Origin of the sequence: Oceanisphaera arctica, assembly GCF_002936955.1 — a bacterium.
In the GTDB taxonomy this organism is placed as follows: Bacteria; Pseudomonadota; Gammaproteobacteria; order Enterobacterales; family Aeromonadaceae; genus Oceanimonas; species Oceanimonas arctica.
On the sequence record NZ_MPZM01000002.1, the window covers coordinates 1 to 20,143 of the forward strand.

At 56.6% G+C, this 20,143-nt stretch carries 21 protein-coding genes and 1 riboswitch; of the genes, 10 read left to right on the forward strand and 11 right to left on the reverse strand.

From position 1 onward, the window contains the following. Window positions 1–144 precede the first annotated feature (144 nt). Entirely contained in the window at window positions 145–3,201 is a 3,057-nt protein-coding gene (locus UN63_RS01210) for an efflux RND transporter permease subunit (protein ID WP_104484968.1), read from the forward strand. A gap of 238 nt (window positions 3,202–3,439) precedes the next feature. Here UN63_RS01210 and UN63_RS01215 read toward each other — a convergent pair whose 3' ends face one another. Beyond that, window positions 3,440–4,480, reverse strand: coding sequence for a PLP-dependent cysteine synthase family protein (locus tag UN63_RS01215; RefSeq protein ID WP_104484969.1), 1,041 nt, complete (start codon window positions 4,478–4,480; stop codon window positions 3,440–3,442). A 150-nt stretch (window positions 4,481–4,630) separates the two neighbouring features. On the opposite strand from UN63_RS01215, the gene UN63_RS01220 reads away from it, so the two are divergent. Beyond that, a complete protein-coding gene (locus tag UN63_RS01220; RefSeq protein WP_104484970.1) occupies window positions 4,631–5,086 on the forward strand; it encodes an Lrp/AsnC family transcriptional regulator in 456 nt (151 codons plus the stop codon). Window positions 5,087–5,102: 16 nt separating this feature from the next. Here the strand turns inward: UN63_RS01220 and UN63_RS01225 are convergent, their stop codons facing one another. Next, window positions 5,103–5,723, reverse strand: a complete 621-nt coding sequence (locus tag UN63_RS01225; protein ID WP_104484971.1) for a trimeric intracellular cation channel family protein — start codon at window positions 5,721–5,723, stop codon at window positions 5,103–5,105. Between the two features lie 120 nt (window positions 5,724–5,843). Further along, window positions 5,844–5,933: riboswitch (glycine riboswitch) on the reverse strand. Window positions 5,934–5,997: 64 nt separating this feature from the next. Between UN63_RS01225 and UN63_RS01230 the strand changes: the two genes are divergently transcribed. Further along, window positions 5,998–6,375 carry a bile acid:sodium symporter gene (locus UN63_RS01230; RefSeq protein ID WP_373294583.1) on the forward strand — a complete coding sequence of 126 codons (378 nt, stop codon included), beginning with the start codon at window positions 5,998–6,000 and terminating at the stop codon, window positions 6,373–6,375. Here the strand turns inward: UN63_RS01230 and UN63_RS01235 are convergent. Further along, window positions 6,340–7,317, reverse strand: coding sequence for a LysR substrate-binding domain-containing protein (locus UN63_RS01235; protein ID WP_181068136.1), 978 nt, complete (start codon window positions 7,315–7,317; stop codon window positions 6,340–6,342). The two genes, UN63_RS01230 and UN63_RS01235, sit on opposite strands and share 36 nt — an antisense overlap. Before the next feature lie 240 nt (window positions 7,318–7,557). Here UN63_RS01235 and soxC point away from each other — a divergent pair, with 240 nt between their 5' ends. Both soxC and UN63_RS01250 read left to right on the forward strand, forming a co-directional pair. Beyond that, window positions 7,558–8,898 carry a sulfite dehydrogenase gene (soxC, locus tag UN63_RS01245; protein ID WP_104484974.1) on the forward strand — a complete coding sequence of 447 codons (1,341 nt, stop codon included), beginning with the start codon at window positions 7,558–7,560 and terminating at the stop codon, window positions 8,896–8,898. Window positions 8,899–8,902: 4 nt separating this feature from the next. Continuing rightward, on the forward strand, window positions 8,903–9,613 hold the full coding sequence (locus tag UN63_RS01250) for a c-type cytochrome (RefSeq protein ID WP_219821043.1): 711 nt from the start codon (window positions 8,903–8,905) through the stop codon (window positions 9,611–9,613). Window positions 9,614–9,704: 91 nt separating this feature from the next. Here UN63_RS01250 and UN63_RS01255 read toward each other — a convergent pair whose 3' ends face one another. Next, window positions 9,705–10,868 carry a Na/Pi symporter gene (locus tag UN63_RS01255; RefSeq protein ID WP_104484975.1) on the reverse strand — a complete coding sequence of 388 codons (1,164 nt, stop codon included), beginning with the start codon at window positions 10,866–10,868 and terminating at the stop codon, window positions 9,705–9,707. 389 nt (window positions 10,869–11,257) lie between these two features. On the opposite strand from UN63_RS01255, the gene UN63_RS01260 reads away from it, so the two are divergent. From UN63_RS01260 to cobO, 3 genes are all read left to right on the forward strand, one after another. Further along, window positions 11,258–11,419 carry a DUF1328 domain-containing protein gene (locus UN63_RS01260; RefSeq protein ID WP_104484976.1) on the forward strand — a complete coding sequence of 54 codons (162 nt, stop codon included), beginning with the start codon at window positions 11,258–11,260 and terminating at the stop codon, window positions 11,417–11,419. Between the two features lie 151 nt (window positions 11,420–11,570). Then, window positions 11,571–12,389, forward strand: a complete 819-nt coding sequence (locus tag UN63_RS01265; RefSeq protein ID WP_229793537.1) for a CLCA_X family protein — start codon at window positions 11,571–11,573, stop codon at window positions 12,387–12,389. Window positions 12,390–12,517: 128 nt separating this feature from the next. Next, entirely contained in the window at window positions 12,518–13,141 is a 624-nt protein-coding gene (cobO, locus tag UN63_RS01270; RefSeq protein WP_104484977.1) for a cob(I)yrinic acid a,c-diamide adenosyltransferase, read from the forward strand. 184 nt (window positions 13,142–13,325) lie between these two features. On the opposite strand, the gene UN63_RS01275 is transcribed toward cobO, so the two are convergent. After that, a complete protein-coding gene (locus tag UN63_RS01275) occupies window positions 13,326–13,718 on the reverse strand; it encodes a VOC family protein (protein WP_104484978.1) in 393 nt (130 codons plus the stop codon). A gap of 283 nt (window positions 13,719–14,001) precedes the next feature. Between UN63_RS01275 and UN63_RS17425 the strand changes: the two genes are divergently transcribed. Next, entirely contained in the window at window positions 14,002–14,178 is a 177-nt protein-coding gene (locus tag UN63_RS17425) for a hypothetical protein (RefSeq protein WP_373294584.1), read from the forward strand. 95 nt (window positions 14,179–14,273) lie between these two features. Here the strand turns inward: UN63_RS17425 and UN63_RS01285 are convergent, their stop codons facing one another. The 6 genes from UN63_RS01285 to UN63_RS01310 all read right to left on the reverse strand — a co-directional run bounded on the left by UN63_RS01285 (window position 14,274) and on the right by UN63_RS01310 (window position 18,465). Then, entirely contained in the window at window positions 14,274–14,741 is a 468-nt protein-coding gene (locus UN63_RS01285; protein ID WP_104484979.1) for an HIT family protein, read from the reverse strand. A gap of 102 nt (window positions 14,742–14,843) precedes the next feature. Beyond that, window positions 14,844–15,224, reverse strand: a complete 381-nt coding sequence (locus UN63_RS01290) for an ankyrin repeat domain-containing protein (protein WP_181068137.1) — start codon at window positions 15,222–15,224, stop codon at window positions 14,844–14,846. Between the two features lie 389 nt (window positions 15,225–15,613). Next, window positions 15,614–16,297, reverse strand: coding sequence for a cold shock domain-containing protein (locus UN63_RS01295; protein ID WP_104484981.1), 684 nt, complete (start codon window positions 16,295–16,297; stop codon window positions 15,614–15,616). Window positions 16,298–16,438: 141 nt separating this feature from the next. Further along, on the reverse strand, window positions 16,439–16,675 hold the full coding sequence (locus tag UN63_RS01300; protein ID WP_104484982.1) for a hypothetical protein: 237 nt from the start codon (window positions 16,673–16,675) through the stop codon (window positions 16,439–16,441). Between the two features lie 644 nt (window positions 16,676–17,319). After that, window positions 17,320–17,754: an IS1096 element passenger TnpR family protein gene (locus UN63_RS01305; RefSeq protein WP_181068138.1), complete on the reverse strand. Its 435-nt coding sequence runs from the start codon at window positions 17,752–17,754 to the stop codon at window positions 17,320–17,322. A gap of 144 nt (window positions 17,755–17,898) precedes the next feature. Beyond that, on the reverse strand, window positions 17,899–18,465 hold the full coding sequence (locus UN63_RS01310; protein ID WP_104484984.1) for a hypothetical protein: 567 nt from the start codon (window positions 18,463–18,465) through the stop codon (window positions 17,899–17,901). Window positions 18,466–18,721: 256 nt separating this feature from the next. On the opposite strand from UN63_RS01310, the gene UN63_RS01315 reads away from it, so the two are divergent. Continuing rightward, entirely contained in the window at window positions 18,722–20,104 is a 1,383-nt protein-coding gene (locus tag UN63_RS01315; RefSeq protein ID WP_104484985.1) for an FAD-binding oxidoreductase, read from the forward strand. Window positions 20,105–20,143 lie beyond the last annotated feature (39 nt).

The window sequence follows — 20,143 nt, forward strand, 5'->3', positions numbered from 1 at the left end:
ACGGGTGCCGGTCACCCTGCTCAGCATCACTCCCGACGAGGCCTGGGTCAGTGGCCTGCCGCAGCCGGTGCGCATCATCACCCGGGGGGCGGGCTTTGTCACCGAGGGCAGCACCGTCAGGGTACGCGAAGTGGAGCCAGAGCCATGAGGGAGCTGATTGCAGCGGCGGTATATCGCAGCCGCGCCACCCTGATGGCCTTTCTGTTTCTGCTGATTGGCGGTGTGGGCGCCTATCTGGCCATTCCCAAGGAAGCCAACCCGGATGTGACCATCCCCATGATGTATGTGTCCATGAGGCTGGAAGGCATCAGCCCGGAAGATGCCGAGCGGCTGCTGGTACGGCCCATGGAGCAGGAGCTGCGCACCCTGGCGGGCGTAAAGAAAATGACCTCCAACGCCAGCGAGGGCTATGCGTCTGTGATGCTGGAGTTCGATGCCGGCTTCAATCCCAAACAGGCGCTGCAGGACGTGCGGGAAAAGGTCGACTCGGCGCGCAGCAAGTTGCCACAGGAAGCCGACGAGCCAATAGTGAACGAAATCAACGTGGCGCTGTTTCCGGTGCTGTCGGTGGCCCTGTCGGGCCCTCTGACGGAAGCCGAGCTGGTGATGACGGCCCGACGACTGAAAGATGAAATTGAAGGCATTCCCGAGGTGCTGGAGGTGGACATCGGTGGCGATCGGGAAGATTTGCTGGAAATTCTGGTCGACCCCCAGGTGCTGGATAGCTACGGCATCGACTATGCCCAGCTGTTCAACCTGGTGTCGCGCAACAACCGGCTGGTGGCCGCCGGCAGCCTGGATACCGGCGCCGGCCGGCTGGCGATAAAGGTGCCCGGGGTGATTGAGGATCTGGACGACGTGCTGGGCCTGCCCATCAAGGTAAGCGGCGATCAGGTGGTGACCTTCGGCGATGTGGCGACCCTGCGCCGTACCTTCAAGGATCCGGCCGGTTTTGCCCGCATCAACGGCGAGCCGGGGCTGGTGCTGGAGGTCAGCAAGCGGGCCGGCGCCAACATCATCAACACCATCGCCCGGGTCAAGACCCTGCTGGCAGAGGCTGGCCCGCTGTTGCCGCCGGGGGTGGAAATCAACTACATCATGGATCAGTCGGTCCAGATTGAGGACATGCTTTCCGATCTGCTCAACAACGTGCTCACCGCTGTGGTACTGGTCTTGATCCTGATCCTCGCCACCATGGGCGCACGTTCGGCCATCATGGTGGGGCTGACCATTCCCGGCGCCTTTCTCAGCGGTATTCTGATCATCTGGGCCATCGGCTTCACCATGAACATCATAGTGCTGTTCTCGTTGATCCTGGTGGCCGGCATGCTGGTGGACGGGGCCATAGTGGTGAGCGAGCTGGCCGACCGTCACCTGCACGAGGGGCAGACGCCCAGGCAGGCCTGGATCAACGCCGCCCATCGCATGAGCTGGCCGGTGATCGCCTCGACCGCCACTACCCTGGCGGTGTTTATGCCCTTGCTGTTCTGGCCTGGGGTGGTGGGGGAGTTCATGAAATACCTGCCCGCCACCGTCATCATCTGCTTGCTGGCCTCCCTGGCCATGGCGTTGATTTTCTTGCCCACCATGGGCGGCCTTAGCCGACACAGAACCGGCGCCCGGGTGCCGGTCACGGTGCCGGGGCTCAATCAATATCGGAGCCTGTTGGGCCGCTTGTTGAAGCGGCCCGGTCTGACCCTGATCGGCACCCTGGTGCTGATCGGGCTTATCTACGCCGGTTACGCCCGCTTTAACCACGGGGTGGAGTTTTTTCCGTCCATCGAACCGGACAGCGCCCAGCTGCAGGTGCGCGCCCGGGGCGATTTGTCGGTGCATGAGAAAGACGCCATATTGCGCGAGGTGGAAGGGCGCTTGCAGAGTCTGAGCGAAGTAAAAGCGCTGTATGCCCGCAGTTTTGCCAGAACCGACAACCAGATGGGCACCGATGTGATTGGGGTGCTGCAGTTTCAGTTTACCGACTGGCACCGGCGCCGGCCGGCCAGCGCCATCAAGGACACCATGCTGGCGCTGACCGAGGATATTCCCGGTGTGGTGCTGGAGTTCAGGCAGCAACAGATGGGGCCGGGCGGCGGCAAGCCGGTGGAGCTGCAAATCAATGGCAGCGACGAGCACAGCATGGCGACGGCCACCGATACCCTGCGTGCGGCCATGGAAGCGCTGGGTGGTTTTATCGATATCGAGGACGACCGCAGCCTGCCCGGCATAGAATGGCGGCTGACCGTGAACCGTGAAGCCGCCGCCCGGCTGGGAGCCGATGTACTGAGTGTGGGTAACGCGGTGCAGCTGGTGACCAATGGCCTGAAACTGGCGACGTACCGACCAGAGGACGCCAGTGACGAAGTGGACATTCGGGTGCGGCTACCGCAACACTGGCGTTCGCTCGATCAGCTGTCGCGACTGACCCTCAACACCCCGCGTGGCCAGGTGCCGTTGAGTCATTTCGTGACCCTGACCCCGGCGCCGAAAATCGGTACCCTGCACCGGGTCGACGGTCGGCGTACCATCACCATCAAGGCCGACATTGCCGAGGGCTTTCGGCTGGACGATCGGCTGAGCGCCCTGAGCGAGCGGGTCACCTCGCTGCCGCCCGGAGTGGGTCTGGTGGTGGCCGGCGAAGATGCGGATCAGCGCGAGGCGGGGCAGTTTCTGATCAACGCCTTCGGGGTGGCCATTTTTCTGATGACGTTGATCCTGGTGACCCAGTTCAACAGCCTGTATCAGACCGCGCTGGTACTGTCGGCCATCGTGTTTTCCACCGCCGGCGTGCTGATGGGCCTGTTGCTGAACGGCCAGTCGTTCGGCATCGTCATGGTGGGCATGGGTATCATCGCCCTGGCGGGCATAGTGGTGAACAACAACATAGTGCTGATCGACACCTTCAACCAGCTGCGCGCCGAGGGCATGAGCCCGACCGAGGCGGCGCTGGAAACCGGTTGCCTGCGTCTGCGGCCTGTGCTGCTGACCGCCATTACCACCGTACTGGGGCTGATGCCCATGGTGCTGGGGGTGAACGTGGATCTGCTGGCACCCAGCCTGGGCCTGGGTGCGCCTTCTACCCAGTGGTGGACTCAGTTGTCGAGCGCCATCGCCGGCGGCCTGGCCTTCGCTACTTTGCTGACGCTGCTGCTGACCCCCTGCATGCTGGTGCTGGGACCAGGGAAAACAAGCCGTAAGCCGTAAGCTGTCAGCTGTAAGGGTGTTGATGGTTGGTGCTGTGTTGTGCTTGTGGAAACCGAGTTGTTTTTTGAATAGATTCCGGGGCAAGCCCGGAATGACTCGGAGGGGAGTATAGCGCCGTGCCTACATCAGTCACTCTGGCGAAGGCCAGAGTCCATGACAGGCTGTACGGCCACCTGCAGAATGGACTCCTGCTTTTTTTCTTTTCTTACAGCTTAAAGCTTACGGCTTCCAGCTTTGTTTACCCGAACACCGCCAATTGCTCGCTGAAAGGCGTGAGATCGCCGATGTTCTTCGCTACCCACTCCGGGTTGTAGTAGGTATCCAGATAACGCTCGCCGCCGTCGCACATCAGGGTGACCAGGGAGCCGCGCTCGCCTTTTTCCTGCATGCGCTTGGCCAGCTGTAGCACACCCCACAGGTTGGTGCCGGTCGAGCCGCCGGCCTTGCGGCCCAGAATGTGCTCCAGCCAGTGAATGGTGGCGATGCTGGCGGCGTCCGGCACCTTGATCATCTCGTCGATCACCTCGGGCAGAAAAGACGCCTCTACCCGCGGGCGGCCTATGCCTTCGATACGGCCACCGGCCTGGCTCACCAGACTGGCGTCGCCGCTCTGGTAGCTGTCGTAGAACACCGAGTTTTCGGGGTCGACCACCACCAGCCGGGTATCCAGCCCCAGATAACGGGCATAACGGCCCAGGGTGGCGGAGGTGCCGCCGGTGCCGGCGCTCATCACGATGGCGCGGGGAACGGGGTGGGGCTCTTCGGCCAGCTGACGGAAGATACTCTCGGCGATGTTGTTGTTACCGCGCCAGTCGGTGGCCCGCTCGGCAAAGGTGAACTGATCCATGTAGTGACCGCCGCTTTCCCGCGCCAGTCGCTCCGCTTGTGAGTAGACCTCGGCGGCGTGATCCACGAAGTGGCAATGCCCACCCAGACGCACTACCTGCTCGACCTTCTTACAGGTGGTATGGCGTGGCATCACGGCGGTAAAGGGCAGCCCCAGCAGCTTGGCAAAATAGGCCTCGGACACGGCGGTGCTACCCGACGAGGCTTCTACCACATGGGTGCCTTCGTTGATCTTGCCGCTGCAGATGGCATGCAGAAACAGCGAGCGGGCCAGCCGGTGTTTGAGGCTGCCGGTGGGGTGGGTGCTTTCGTCCTTCAAATAGATGTCGATGCCCTGCAGGCCGGGAATATCGAGCCGGTACAGATGGGTATCCGAGGTGCGCAGCTGGTCGCTGGACAGGGTCTTGAGGGCGGTGCGGGTCCAGTTATTCATGGTCGGGGGTCCGGTGCTAGGGTAACAGGGAGAACCGAGTGGTTCTGTCATGCAAAAATTATATCCCTTACTTCAGGTAAAAGTTTTTCTATCTTTCCCATCTTGATGCTATTTTTTAGAAAATTTTTCTCTATTTAAGGGTGTTGAAGAGTGGATATTTTCGATCGGAAGATCCTGGCCCTGCTGCAGCAGGATGCCTCGCTGCCGTTGAAAGATCTGGCCGAGGCGGTGAATCTGTCTACCACCCCGTGCTGGAAGCGGGTGAAAAAGCTGGAAGAGGCCGGTTATATTCGTGGCCGGGTGGCACTGCTGGATGCAGACAGACTGGGACTGGGGCTGTCGGTGTTCGTGCAGCTCAAGACCCGGCACCACGACAGCGTTTGGCTGGCGCAGTTTGCCGAGACCGTTACCGCCTTCGATGAGGTGGTGGAATTCTATCGCATGTCCGGCGAGTGGGATTACATGCTGCGGGTGGTAGTGGCAGACATCACGGCCTTCGACCATTTCTACAAGAAGCTGATTACCAGCACCGAAGGCCTGTCCGACATCACCTCCAGCTTCGCCATGGAGCAGATCAAATACACCACGGCTTTGCCGCTGGGTTAAGAGCGGGCCACCCAGCCTAGCTCCGCCAGCGTTCCGGCGAGTAGGAGAATACCGGCAAGGACCAGTGCCAGCGAATGGCCGCCAGCCGAATGCTCAGTCCCACCGCGAACGAGGCCAGCATGTTGATGTTTTCATCGACCCCCAGATCGCACAGCAGCAGATACAGCAGGGCCACCAGCAGCGAAACGCTGGCATACAGTTCGTGGCGCAGTACTTGAGGGGTACGGTTGCACAGCACATCGCGCAGTATGCCGCCGAAAATGCCGGTGGTAATGCCGGACATGACTACTACCGGTAACGAATAACCGAGTCCGAGAGCGACGTTGCAACCGATGATGGTAAAGGCAATCAGGCCCATGGCGTCCAGCACCAGAAACAGCCGGTGCAGACGATGCATGACTCGGGCAACCAGCATGGTGGTCAGCCCTGCACCGATGGTGAGATAGATATAAGGCGGATGCTGGGTCCAGCTGATAGGAAAGTTGCCCAGCATGATGTCGCGCACCGTGCCGCCGCCGAGGGCGGTGAGAAAGGCGATCAGGCTCACGCCGAACAGGTCCATGTTACGGCGCCCGGCGGCCAGGGCCCCGGACATGGCTTCGGCGGTAATGGCAATCAGGTAGATATAGATAAGCATCAGGGGATCCTGCGTTATAACTGCCCCTCCCTCTGTCCGCTGTACCTGAGAGTTTGTGCGGAGATTGCCGCTTGCTCCTTCGGTGGGTTGCCGGTTGCAACCGCTCTCCAGTTGGCATGTAAATGGGTCGCAGTACCTGTGCCTGAGCGTTTATGGGAGTTTGCGCCTTCGGCGGAAGCATAAATGACTTCTCTCTCCTGCGAGCCGCGGATTATACCGAGAATACGACGGCTGTTAACCGAAATCTGACGGCGGGTTCAATTTTTATTGCGCCTTGCGTCAGCCCGGCATTCAGGGTGTTGAGTCGGGTCTGTCGCTATCGGGGCAGGGGAGACATGGCGAAGTTCAATACACCCCGGCCCTGTTAACACAGGTGTGCTTCCTGCTGCTGGCTGTGGTGCTGTTCCTTACCGCCTGGGCGGGTCGCCGTTTCGGCTTCAGCCGGGAAGACAGGATCACCATCGTCTTTGGTGGCTCCAAGAAGAGCATGGCCACCGGTGTGCCGATGGCGCAGGTACTGTTTTCCGGGCCACTGCTGGGCCCGGCCTTGCTGCCGCTGATGATCTTTCATCAGATCCAGTTAATGGTATGCGCGGTCATGGCGCAGCACTATGCCCTACAGGGAGAAGGAATCAGAGCCGGCGGCAGCTGAGAAATTTTCGGCTCCGGCGACGGCAGGATTGCTGCTTTGCCAGGCCATGTCTGCCTGCAGCCAGGTGATAAAGGATCTGATTTGTCTGTCCTGCTCCCGATCCCGACGGTATATAAAGCCCCAGTGCCCGATAGAGTCAACGCAATCTGCTACGGGACGGATCAAACGTCGTTCCGTCAGCTCCTTGTCGACGACAGGGTCATAGGTGAGGGTGATGCCTTCACCGTTCAGCGCCATCTCCAGCGCTACCGCAGTACTGTTGACTGTCAGTGGCTGTGGTATGTGTACATTCTTATAGCCCAGCGCGGAAAACCAGTCTTGCCACTGCCATTGCTCGGAGCTGATACGGATCAGAGGGTATTCCAGCAGTGCCAACGGGTCTGGCAGACGAACGGCACCATCGATAAGATCAGGATGGCACACGGGATAGAGATTGAATCGCGACAACGGCGTCCAGCTCAGATGTGTCGGTATGAAGTCCGGGCGCAGTAGCAGTCCCAGGTCGGCATTGCCTTCGTCAAGGCCGAACTCATGAATGGTGGAAAACAGTTGTACGTCTATGCCGGGATAGCGTTGTCTGAAATGAGGCAGGCGGGACGACAGCCAGCGCAGGGAAAGGGTCAGATAAGTATGTATACGCAAAGGTTGCTCGTGTCCTTCATTGCGGATTTGCTCGCAGCAATGAACCAGGTTGTCCAGGGCTTCCCGAACCACGGGGTACAGACGCCTGCCAAAGGTAGTCAGTTGTACCTGACGTCCTTCCCGTAGAAACAAGCGCTGTCCCAGCGAATTTTCAAGCATCAGGACCTGATTGCTGATCGCCTGGTGGCTGAGGTTCAGCTCGGTGGCGGCCTGGCGAAAGCTCAGCAGTCGTGCAGCCGCTTCAAAGCCCTGCAGGGTTTTCATGGGGGGCAATTTGTTTTTGTCCAGTCCCGTCATCATCATTGCTTGCTTTGGGATTCAGTCGTCAGAAAAGGCATCCATACTGACCAGATCAACCTTGACTGGCAAATTCTATTTGCCAGTCAACATAATTGATGAATTGTTGAACAGTCAATCTGCTGCCATGATAAAGACAACAGTCAGCCAAACCGTCGGCATCGACACTGTCCTTTTTCTGGACGGTTTGCGGCTGACCAAGATTCTTGCAGTTGTTCTGAAACAGGGATGGTTAAGTTCCATATGACTAAAAATATTGATAATTCATCACCTTTACCCGCGAATATCGAAGAGCAGTCCGGTCAGATACCCGAAAATGTTGCAAGACGTCGATTGCTGTCTGGCATTGTTGCCAGTGGTTCGGCACTGGTGATGTCCGGGCTGTTCAGGCAGGCAGAAGCGGCAGATCCTCTACCTATTCCAAAATGGACCAAGAGTCTGGGCGAACCGGTCGCGGCTCGTCCCTATGGACTGCCGTCTCCCTTCGAGAAAGCGGTGATTCGCCGCGAGAGCGCAGCGGAGTTTTCTCCCCCCGGTTATGTTCCCCCCCTGTCGACCAGCTCCTGGGCGCTGACCCCCTTGCAGGACCTGCATGGCAGCATTACCCCCAACGGCCTGTTTTTCGAGCGCCACCATGGCGGCCTGCCCACCATAGATCCGGCACAGCACCGGCTGGTCATTCACGGTCTGGTAAAGCGTGAAATTCTGTTTTCCATGGAGGATCTGATCCGTTTTCCCGCGGTCAGCAAGTTCCACTTTCTCGAATGCTCGGGCAACAGTGATACCAGTCTGGAAGGTAATCACGGTCAGACAGCCCAGGATGTTCACGGCCTGGTCAGTTGCGCTCAATGGACCGGTGTCATGCTGTCAACGCTGTTGAGAGAGGCCGGCATAGATACCGACAAGGCACGTTACATACTGGCGGAAGGGGCCGATGGCGCCGCCATGCTGCGTACCATCCCCATCAGTCGGGCGATGGACGATTGCATGATCGTTTATGCCCAGAACGGTGAACGTCTGCGACCCGAGCAGGGCTACCCCATTCGTCTGCTGGTGCCCGGTTGCGAGGGGAATATCAATGTCAAATGGCTGCGCCGGCTGGAAGTGTCTGATATACCAGCATTTTCACGCGAAGAAACGTCCAAGTATACCGATTTGACCGGGCCTGACGGTATTGCCCATAAATCCTCGTTGTTTATGGAGGCCAAGTCGCTGATCACCTTTCCCTCTGGCGGACATGAACTGCCGGAAGCCGGCCATTACGAGATCAGAGGCATAGCCTGGTCGGGAAGGGGCAAGATCAGCGGGGTTGATGTGTCAGTGGATGGAGGAAAAAACTGGCAGCCGGCCAATCTGGCCGAGCCTGTGCTTGCCAAGTGTCTGACCTCCTTTACCTTGCCATGGCGTTGGGACAAGTCGCCGGCCACGCTGATCAGCCGTGCCAGAGATGAAACCGGATATGTTCAGCCGTATCTCGAGCAGTTGTTCAAGACGCGAGGAAAGTTCTTTGTGTATCACAACAACGCAATGCAACCCTGGCGAATAGACAGCAACGGTAAAGTGACCAATGGCAACAAGGGCTAACTCGATGATTGATAAAACACATATGGTGAAAAAATTGACCGTTGTCGGTACTGTTGTTTTCTGTGGTATGGCGTTCGCTGTTCCGTCAGATGATGAAAGCTGCCAGGAGCGGGAATATTGTCTGGGTGAGGTCATAGACCATGATGTATATGCTGCCTGGGACATAGATATACTGCCCGATGGCAGAGGGTTGCCTGACGGCAAAGGCGATGTGCAGAGTGGCAAAGGTGTCTATGAGGCGAAATGTGCCAGCTGTCATGGTGAAGGTGGTTCGGGTGGCGTCAGATTCAACCCGGAGTTCGCCAGTTTTCCGGCGCTGGCCGTCACCGAAAATGCGACCCCGCTGACTTCCACTGACGGTTGGCCAACCAAAACCATTGGTACCTACTGGCCTTACGCGACAACGGTTTTCGACTATGTACGACGGGCCATGCCCTTTACTGCCCCTCAGTCGCTGACCGATGATGAAGTCTATTCCCTCACGGCCTACCTGCTGGCCAGAAATAACATAGTCCCTGAAGATTTTGTGGCGACCAGAGAGAGTGTACCGGCAGTCAAGATGCCTAACGTAAACGGCTTTGTATGCGATGCTCGTCCAGACTCGATCACCGAACGCTGCATGAGCAACTGTGCCGTACCGGGCGAAGAGGGCTTTGTCATCAAGGTACCCGACAATGTCAGTCCTGCACTGTCTGACTGCATGATATATGAGTAAGGCGGTAGTCTTACTCCCCGGATGAACTCATCTACAATCAGCCACGCCAGCCCCTTGCTGGCGCAGCACTAGGCCTGCCAGCAAGATACGCTCAGAGCCACTGGCTAATGCCGACCACCATCAGTGGCAGGGCAAAGAAGACACCACCGATATAGGCGGCCACATACGCCTTGTTGCGTTGTGCCAGAGTGGCCAGGGTCTCGGCCATGACCACCGGTATCTGACGCAGAAACGGCAACACGTAGATAACGGCAATGGCCAGCAGATTGAACAGCAGATGCACCAGGGCGATTTGCAGCGCCACAGTGGCCGCGGTGCCGCTGATGGCGGTGGCCGCCAGCAGAGCTGTGATGGTGGTGCCGATGTTGCTGCCCAGAATGAAGGGGTAGACCTGTTTCAGGCTGAACACGCCGGTGCCGGCCAGGGGCACAATCAGTGACGTGGTGGTGGAGGACGACTGCACCAGCACGGTGACCAGGGTGCCGGAGGCCATGCCCGAGGCGGGGCCGCGGCCCACGGCGGTATGCAGTATGTTCATGGCACGACCCACCATCAGGGTGCGCAGCACCTTGCCAATCTGGGTTACCACCATCAGGATAAGGCCAATGCCGACCAGGATCAGCGCCACACCGGACCAGATGCCCGGCAGCCAGGCCACGCTGGCCTTCAGTATGTCGGAGGCAGGAGAAAGCAGCACCTTCATGAAGTTCATGCCACTCATGCTGACGCTGGCGTCGCTGACCAGCAGGCCGGCAAGATATTCGGAAGCGGTGGCGAGCGGACGGAACAGCAGTTCCAGCGGCAGCAGTATGGCCACGGCCAGAATGTTGAAGCTGTCATGCACTGTGGCGGCGGAAAAGGCCCGCTTGAACTCCTCGCCATCGCGAATATGGCCAAGGCTGACCAGGGTACTGGTGAGCGAGGTGCCGATATTGGCGCCCATGATCATGGGAATGGCGATGCTAATCGGCATTCCCCCGGCGACCATGCCGACGATAATGGAAGTGACTGTGCTGGAGCTCTGAATGAGCGAGGTGGCCACCACCCCGACGATCAGCGCGATACCCGGGTTGGAAGCAAAGGCAAACAGCTCTTTGGCGTCGCTGCCGGCGGCGGCTTTGAAGCCGGAGCCGATGGCGCCCACGGCGGCCAGCAGCACATAAATCAGGAATGAAACCAGCAGCCAGGACAGCCAGTTGGACTGGACGTTACTCTCGCTTGCGGGCCTGGGAATGGCGGTGGACTCAAGGCTCATTAATATGTTTCCTCATTTCAACGTTGGCGCCACTATGCCGAGCCTTTATGACGGTTTTATTACAGGGTGACAGTTTTATGACAGACCTGCTTCAGGTGGGTCTGTTATCGGTGTTTTTAGGGATACATTTGAGTCACTATGTGCGGCCTGATGGCGTTTTCATCTTTCCTGATGAGGCTTTGATCAGGTAGCAGTGCCGCTGTCCGGACTTCTTGAAATACTGCGTAACAGGTCGATTTTTGTACCATAATCATGTTCGGTAACGACGAGTAGTGACTCCCGGGCGACCACCCGGGAGTGGTCACCAGAGCAGAGCAAGCGGCTGCCTGACGAGGGGACATAAGCCCTCGCAGGCAGCATCACTTTTCCACCTGGGTAAGGAGCTGCTTATGTTTCGTTGGGGCATTATCTTTCTGATTATCGCACTGATTGCCGGTGCCTTGGGATTTGGCGGCATGGCAGGCACGGCCGCCTGGGCAGCCAAACTGGTGTTTATAGTGGGGATTATCCTGTTCGTGATTAGCCTGGTCACCGGGCGAAAGGCACCGTGACCCTGCATTGAGCGGTTACTACCGCAATTACTACTGCAACAACAGCCGCGACCACAGCCACCACAGCACCACCGCTCGGCACAACCCGTGTCGAGCGGTTTTACCATACCGGCCCCTGGGTTAAGCTAGGGGCCGGTATGGTATCTGGCGAATGGTGACAATGGCGGAAGGAGCGGCAAAGGGAGCGAATAACGGCGAGTTTCGCTCCCGTTTTTATCGTAACGGGCCCGATCATGGCGCCGGTGAACACATCGATTTTGTGCACATCAGGCGTCGTTTCGACTTTTGCAGCATCGAAATAGGACGCTGGGTCACCCGACCGGAGCGGGAACGCGCCGCCGGCCTGTTTTTCGATGCTCTGTGCGATCTGATGCTGATTTTGCAGGGGCCCGAGCCATTGATCTCCCTGCGTGGCACCCTCTCGTTGCAATACGGCATCGGCGGCCGGCCCGGCGTGTCGGCTCATTACAATCCCGCCACCCGCTGTTTCTCGCTGGCCAAAAACGCCGGCCCCGGCAGCATTGCCCACGAATGGTTTCACGCCTTTGACCACTACATGGCCGACAAGGCGATAGCCGGCGCTGCCCGCGGCGCCTTTGCCTCCCGGGCCTGGCTGAATGATGCGGCTACCCTGAGTCACCCACTCAACGATCTGCTGTTCGACTGCTTCAACACCATCTTGCTGGACGACTCGGGCGAGCAGCCCAGCCCTTTGTTCAAGGCCTCGGCGGCTGCCGATCAGAGCCTGAACTGCTTTTATTACAGCCAGCCGGAAGAGCTTTGCGCCCGCGCCTTCGAGGCCTTTGTGCAGGACGCCGCCATCAAGAACGGTTTTCTGGTCAAGGGTACCAAAGCCACCAAAGAGGCCGAGTTGGGGCTTTATCCTCAGGGCGGGCAGCGCGCACGGATCAACGCCGCCTTTGGCCGTTACTTTCGCACCCTGGGCGCCGCCCTGCAGCGGTGCGGCTAGCCGCTTACATCTTTTGCCTGCTGTGATATGGTGCCGCACCAGACTTGTTAGCACCCGGTACATGGCAAGCATGGGCTGATAAACTCATCATCCCGTTTTTGGCAAGACTGCATGCAATAAGGAACCCCATGAGCGAAGCAAACGACAACAACCGTGATCAGGTAAAGGCCGAACGTCACCAGCAGCGGCAGCAAAAAGTGAAAGAGGCGGTCGACGCCAGAGTGGCTGCGGCCAGCTTTGAGCACGGCATACTGATGGTGATCACCGGCAACGGCAAGGGCAAAAGCACCGCAGGTTTCGGCACCGTCACCCGGGCCGTGGGCCACGGTAAAAGCGCGGCCGTGGTGCAGTTCATCAAGGGCGGCTGGGAGTGCGGCGAGCGCAACCTGCTGCAAAAAGTGGGTGTGCCCTTCGTGGTGATGAACACCGGCTTTACCTGGGAAACCCAGAACCGCGAGCTGGACATCGCCGCCTGCGAGCAGACCTGGCAGCCGGCGGAAAAAATGCTGGCCGACCCGAGCATCGATCTGGTGCTGCTGGACGAGATCACCTACATGGTGGCCTATCACTATCTGGACCTGGATCGGGTGCTGACCGCGCTGAAAAACCGGCCCAAACACCAGCATGTCATCATCACCGGCCGTGGTTGCCACAGATCCATCATCGAGCTGGCCGATACAGTGAGCGAAGTGCAGCCCATCAAGCACGCCTTCGATGCCGGCATTAAAGCGCAGCCGGGATTTGATTACTGATACACAGTCACCTCCCACGACACGCCATCAACTCATCCATGAGGGCTCGTGAAATGCCGTCTGACCGCCAGGGACGGCAGGAGCATTTTCCGGCCATGTCATTTCACGGTCGTGGGAGGCGATCTCTTCTGCCTCTTCTCAAGCACCGAGTTGTCTGCGGTGTCTGGTCTGTGTGGTCAAGCGGTTAGCCTTCTGCTGGCATAAAGTGCGTGGCACACAGTTTGTTGCCGGCGGGGTCACGCAGATAGGCCAGGTACATTTTGTTGCCACCGACCACGCGCACTCCGGGTGGATCCTCGCAGGGAATGCCACCGTTCTCAACTCCGACGGCATGCCAGGCATCTACCAGCTCCGGGCTGGTCACGCTCAGACCGATGGTCGAGCCATTACCATGGGTGGCCGACTCGCCATTGATCGGCAGTGTCAGGGCCAGCACGCCCTTGGAGCTCAGATACATGCAACGATTGCCGGTTTCAGCCACCACCCCGGGCTTGTAGCTCAGTACGGCCATGGTGGCATCGTAAAAACGTTTTGATTCCTCAATGTTGTTGGCACCCAGCATAATGTGACTGAACATGCTTTTTATCCTTTTGATTGAACGAATATGGCTTAATGAAGCAGCATTGTGCTAAATAAGCTTTTTCTTATCCAGATGGATGTCGACAAAACGCAAAGAAATTTTGTGTTTGCAAGTTAACCGGCACTCAGAGCATATGCTGGGGCCAGAAAACCGCGTTAAGCTGACTGAGAAGAAAGATCTCTTGGGGTGCTTGATGCAGATCAGGGCGAGAGGAGCCAGCAAGCGTATGCTGGCGGGGTTGATTCTATATTACCGCGCCGCTTTGCGGCAGGAGAGCGCCATGTCTCGCAAGCCCGACCGGCTCACCGCCATGCGGGAGCTCATTGTTCAGGCCAAGGAAACCTTTCTTCTTTACGAGTCCGACACCTTTGTGTGCGGCACCGGCAATAACTGCACAGGCTGCCCCAAAAAACTGATGGAGATGCTCGACACGGAGCTAAGCTATTGGGAATACTAGGTGAAGCGGGGCATTCCACCCCACTTCGACGAGATCCGCCGCTTTGGCAAGCTGTACAAAAGTGTAAAGCGCGGCCAGGTGCGGAATAAAATCCTTTAGCGTTGTTCCGCCACGCTGCGAATATGCGCCGCCAGGGTGGCCAGCTCGTCGTCATTGGCCCTGTGGCTGTCGTGGGACGACAAATAGCCCTCGTAGCGCTCGAAAAACTTCTCCCGCACCGACTCAATGGCCTGGAATGCCGAGTTGCTGCCGGTACCGTGCATGGGAAACAGCTTGCTGTGCAGGTGATCTACCCCGTAGCCCTCAAAGAACGTGCCGGTGCGGGCCACGTCGTCAAACGACCGGTCCAGTAACCGGGCCACGCGCTTGGTGGCGATAACCAGCTTGCTCAGCACTTCGTCGGGCGCCTCAAAGGCGTAACTGGGGTGGTGGGCCTTGGGGATCACCACGGTAAAGCCCCTGGTATTGGGGAAAATCGACAAAAACGCCAGGTGTTCATCGTCTTCCCATACTTTATGGCAGGGCGCCTGGCCCGCCACGATATCGCAGAAAATGCAGCTCATGAATATTCCCCTGGTTGATTTAAAGGTGTGTCTTGGCCACCGACCTTACCGTGATTCCTGCCAGAAGCATAATTGCCGCCTGGCGCTGCGGCGTCAGGTGGTTTACGAGGAAAGATCGCGAGCAAGATCTTCGAGCCCGCTGGCTCGGGCAAGATCCGCGACGGTTTTTTCATGAAAGCCGGGTGCACCACAACCCCGAAGGGAAAAATCGGCACCGGCAGAATGGAGAAAACGGACTATCTCTTCGTGCCCGTTTACGGCCGCGAGCATGGCAGCCGAGAGGCAGTATTTTGCGGTGATATCGAGGTTGGCGCCTGCACGAACGAGCACTGAGACTGCTTCTAGCGAGCCTGCAAGACAGGACAACATGAGGGCCGACTGTCCGTATCGATCGAGCCCGTTGACGTCTGCCCCGGCGGAAAGCTGGGCGGACAGTGACTCGGCATCGCCATCTCGGGCGGCTTGTTCCCAGCACGGTTTCACCTTGAAGACCTCCTTGTACTTTGTTGAAGTGGATATATTGACGGGTAAAGAACACGACCACTAAAATGCGGGAGCTGCATATTCCGAGTGTTTGCGTTTGTTCATAGACAGAACTTTAAGTGATAAGACCATGAAATAGATATAAAAAAGGCTTCAATAGTGATTTGGTGTCAGTCGCCAGACACAACATAAGATCCCAATGCAGCCGATAACGATTATCCATCTAAAACACCGACTGACGTAATTCTTTAATATAGCCACTCTGAACCAGCAGGCCAATCGCTGCCAATTTATGCAACGGATCCGGGGGGCAGCCCTTGACGTTAGTCACCAGCTTGGTAGCAGCATTCAGACTGGACTTTCCAGTATTGTCGATTTTAAATGACAGCTTATGTAAACCACTGGTACAAACCTATGCCACCCAGGATCGGCATAACGATTATGAGGGCCAATAAACCAAGGCAACCTCCACTCTGCTTTTGTATCGGTGCATACTTATGTGTTAGGGTATGTTTTTGTTTTTCATGATCATTCAACCACTTAACATGACAAGCATTACAGTAAATTTTAGTGAATCCACTATTCCAAGCTTGGATGGTTCTTGAGTCATGCTCGGCTATCACTCTACAACGTGAGCAATGGAACGATTTGTCTTTCGGTTTTTTCTGCCGATTTAAAACGAAAAACGCGATTAGTGCGGGAACGCCAAAAGGCCAGGAACTTTCTATTTCTTGTGAGTGATAAAACTCAAACCCTGTGGCAGCAAGAGAGACCATAATTACCAGAACTGAAATGTAGTCAACGAAATTTTTCTTTGGTGGAACAGTGCGAATGGAGCCTTTTTTGAATGTTGCTCTAGAGTCTATGGCTATACCTTCTAATACTACTTCCTTAGCCTTGAGTCTTTGCAGGGCATCTAATGTCGACTCGAAGGTCACACAGTCGCCAATTTGAGGCCGGCGAGCATTCGTTTTGACCGCAGATATGTGGAAGAAAAGCTTTTCAGATCCATCGTCTGGCTGAATGAACCCAAAGCCCTTATCATCTTTCCATTGGGAGACTTTTCCTTTCATAAATATACATCCAGTCCTTTATAGGGGCTAAGTGACTTAACGATGAAGTACGGGTAAGTATTTTTGGTGGTTTTTTAAGAGTTATTGAAAAATGGCGACAAGCCGTAATGTGCTCAGCGCTGTCCTTGGTTTAAGTTTACTTTACGATACGGCAAAAAACATTATACAAAAACCTGCCAGCTGAATTAAGAATGGTTTCTTCGCTACATCCCAATAAATAACAGTAAAAACAAGAATAACAGGGGCTATTAAAAAGCAAGCAACCCCCCAGGTGATGCTGACTTTGAATGACTCAATCAAAAAAAGTATTCCTCCAAAAATGAATACCAAAAAGCCGATTGTAAATATAGAAATGCCGATTGCGTTAATTGCATCCATCTTGTTAAAACCTCCTTTTTAAATATATTAAAATATAGGGCCTGCTTTACAGTTGATTGTTTGTTGTCCTCTTTATGATTGACGAAACATTAGGATCAAACCGTAAAATTGACACTGTTCATTTTCAGCCTGGCGAGCAAAACATGCATGCTTGAATTGTCCGCACATGAGTTGTGTTTTTTTTGAGCATGTGGTTACGGTGTGTGCCTGTATTGACCAATAAAGAGGCAGGCTACCGCCACTCTTGCAGGCGGGTGGGCCTCTGTGTGCGGCTGCGGTTGAGGCCAAACAGCCATTATTACGGCCGAACTCATACGAGGCTTTCGCATTATAGTTATGGTGGGTTGCAATTTGGAAGCGCAGCGGTAGGGTGGCATGATTTATCTGTGCGCTACATCCGGTTTTTTCTACAGGACATACAGATATTGACAGGAGGGCAAAGGGATCTGCTCCGCCGACCTTCCGTTTCAGGGATGAAATGGAGAGCGTACATGGAGGTATTTACAGCGTGTCGGCGGGGCGGGCCCTTTGTCCGACTGGCGCTGAGTCTGCATTCCCGCCATCGCCAGCAAGTTCGCGCCGAATAAATTGGCGCCTACAAGGGCAGTGTTTCTGCAGGGCTTAAAACTGTCAGAGCTTTCCTGCTACCACTCGTCTTCAGCCTCGGGATCGTAGCCCTTGTACTGCTCTGGCTTGCTGCCGGTTTCGGCGGCTACAAAGGGATACTGGCGGTCTGGCTGGGGCTCTCTCGGTTTCTTGCGTGATTTTGACACCTGAAAAATCCAATCGTCGCCAAAATCAAACCAGTAGAACAGCTTCTTGCCCTTGGGCAGGGGGAACAGCGACGCTATGTGGTCATCCAGCGAAAACTCTTCGCCGTCAAAATGGATGCGCTCCGAGCCGAATTCCTTGCGAGAGATAAAAAACGAATACATGTGGTCGTTGTCGAAAGCGACCGCCTGCTGAATGGCGTCATGCAGATCGTGCAGCGAGCTGCTTTCTTCTATTTCCAGTTCGCAGCCCCAGTCTGCTTCCGCATACATACCTGAAACGAGCTGAATGGATAAGGTGATGATCATGGGGGCCTCATGTTGGCTGATGTTTATCTGGTTCATTGCTATAGCAATACAACAAAATCACGCGTCTGAGTATATTCCATAATTTTCATTTGAAGCTATAACAGCCCCACACCATGGGTGGGGCCGGTGCTGTCTGGCGGTTGCCTAGGGCTGATAAGCCGGCATGGGCGCCATAATGTGCACATAGGGCGTATCTTTCCACATCACCCAAGGGCCACCATTGGTGTGATCGGTGGGAAGACCTTCGAGCATGGCGGCATCGGGCACCAGTATCATCAGGTGCGGCAGCGGCTCGCTAATCCACTCGTTGCTGTCGGTGGGCTCGGTGGCATAAGGATCGGTATTGCTCTCGGGAGAGCCACCCTGCAGCATATAACCGAAACCCATGCCCTTGTTGGTATGTGGCAGCTTGTTCATCCAGGCGTGCGCCCAATCCATCCAGACTGCGTCCAGACACATGGGATCCTTGCCGGAGGTGGCCGGCATATCCGGCAGACAGGTCCAGCCGTTGTTTCCCTCGCGTAGCTCTGCCATCTCATCATTCATGTCGGCCGGCCAGTCCAGTATGGTGGCGGTGGCACTGATGGAGGGCGGGGCCGCGCTCATGGCGCTGGCAATTTTTTCTTCCGGGGTGGCGGCAAAAGTCATGCTGCAGGTAGCACCGAGCACAAGGCCCAGCGCAATACGAGGAAGAGGAACCAGATTGTTCATGGTTTGCTCCTTACTGGGGTACTGCCTGCATTTATCGGGACGATGAATGCTCTTTATCCACAGTGTTTTAGGCATAGCAGGGCGGCCATACCTCGTCAACTTGCCGGTCGGCAACTCTGCCGGTGCTAGACTTTAATGGAGTCAAATACCATCGCGACGGCCGTTCTGCCGCCAGGTATCGGGTGAGCGGCCAGTCGCCGTTGGCCGGATTTTTTGTTCAGTCTGTAATTCAGGGACCCGTTCCGAGGACCCCATCATGACAAGCTTTTCCCAGAATACCATTAACGCCCTGAAAGAGGCGGTAACGGGTAGCGTGGTACTGCCCGAAGATGCCGGCTATAACGAGGTGCGCAAGATATGGAATGCCACCATAGACAGACACCCTGCGGTTATCGTGCAGTGTGCCGAGGCCGCAGATGTGCCCAGGGCACTGCATTTTGCCCGCCAGCAGGGGCTGGAAGTCTCCGTTCGTGGTGCCGGCCATAACATTGCCGGTAATGCGGTCTGCGAGGGCGGCATCATGATCGACCTGTCGAACATGACCAGGGTACTGGTGGATGCGGCCAAAAAGATAGCTTACGTAGAGCCGGGGGCCAGGCTGGGTGATGTTGACAAGGCTACCCAGCAGCATGGTCTGGCGACGCCACTGGGCATCAACTCCACCACAGGAACCGCCGGCCTGACCCTGGGCGGCGGTTTTGGCTGGCTGACCCGACAATACGGCATGACGGTGGATAATCTGCTTGCGGTGGATCTGGTCACCGCCGATGGTCGAGAGCTAAGGGCCAGTGAGCAGGAAAACGAAGATCTGTTTTGGGCCATCAGGGGAGCGGGGGGCAACTTCGGCATTGTGACCGGCTTCGAGTATCGGCTGCATCCGGTGGGGCCGGAGATTACCGCAGGCCTGATTGTCTTTCCCATCGCCCAAGCCAAGCGGGTGCTGCAGCAATATCGGGATTACATGGACACGGCCCCGGAAGCGCTCAACATCTGGGTGGTAATGCGAAAGGCGCCGCCGCTACCCTTTTTACCCGAGGAAGTGCACGGTAAGGAAGTGGCCGTACTTGCGGTGTTTTATGCCGGAGACCCCGCAGAAGCCGAGTGCCTGATAGCCCCGCTGCGTGATTTCGGTACCCCTTACGGCGAACATGTTGGCGTACAGCCCTATGTGGAATGGCAGCAGGCGTTTGACCCCCTGCTGACCCCGGGCGCGAGAAATTACTGGAAGTCCCATAACTTCACCGCGCTCAATGACGAAGCGCTGGATACCATGATTGACTTTACCCACAGTCTGCCCGGACCGCAGTGCGAAATTTTTATAGGTATGATTGGCGGTGCCGCCAATCGGGTCGCCGCCAACGCCATGGCCTACGGCCACAGGGATGCCCGCTTTGTGCTCAATGTGCATGCGCGCTGGGACGAAACAGTGCAGGATAAAACCTGCATTGCCTGGGCGCGGGAGTTTTTCAAGGCGTCCGCCCCTTATGCTTCTGCCGGTGTCTATATCAACTTCATGACCGAAGAAGAAGGCGACAGGGTAAAGGCGGCTTACGGCCTCAACTACGACCGGCTGGTACAGCTAAAGCGGCAATATGATCCCGACAATCTGTTTCACTTGAATCAGAACATAAGGCCTTGATGGTGAAGGGCGGTCGGGTGGAATAGGTGGTGGATCTCG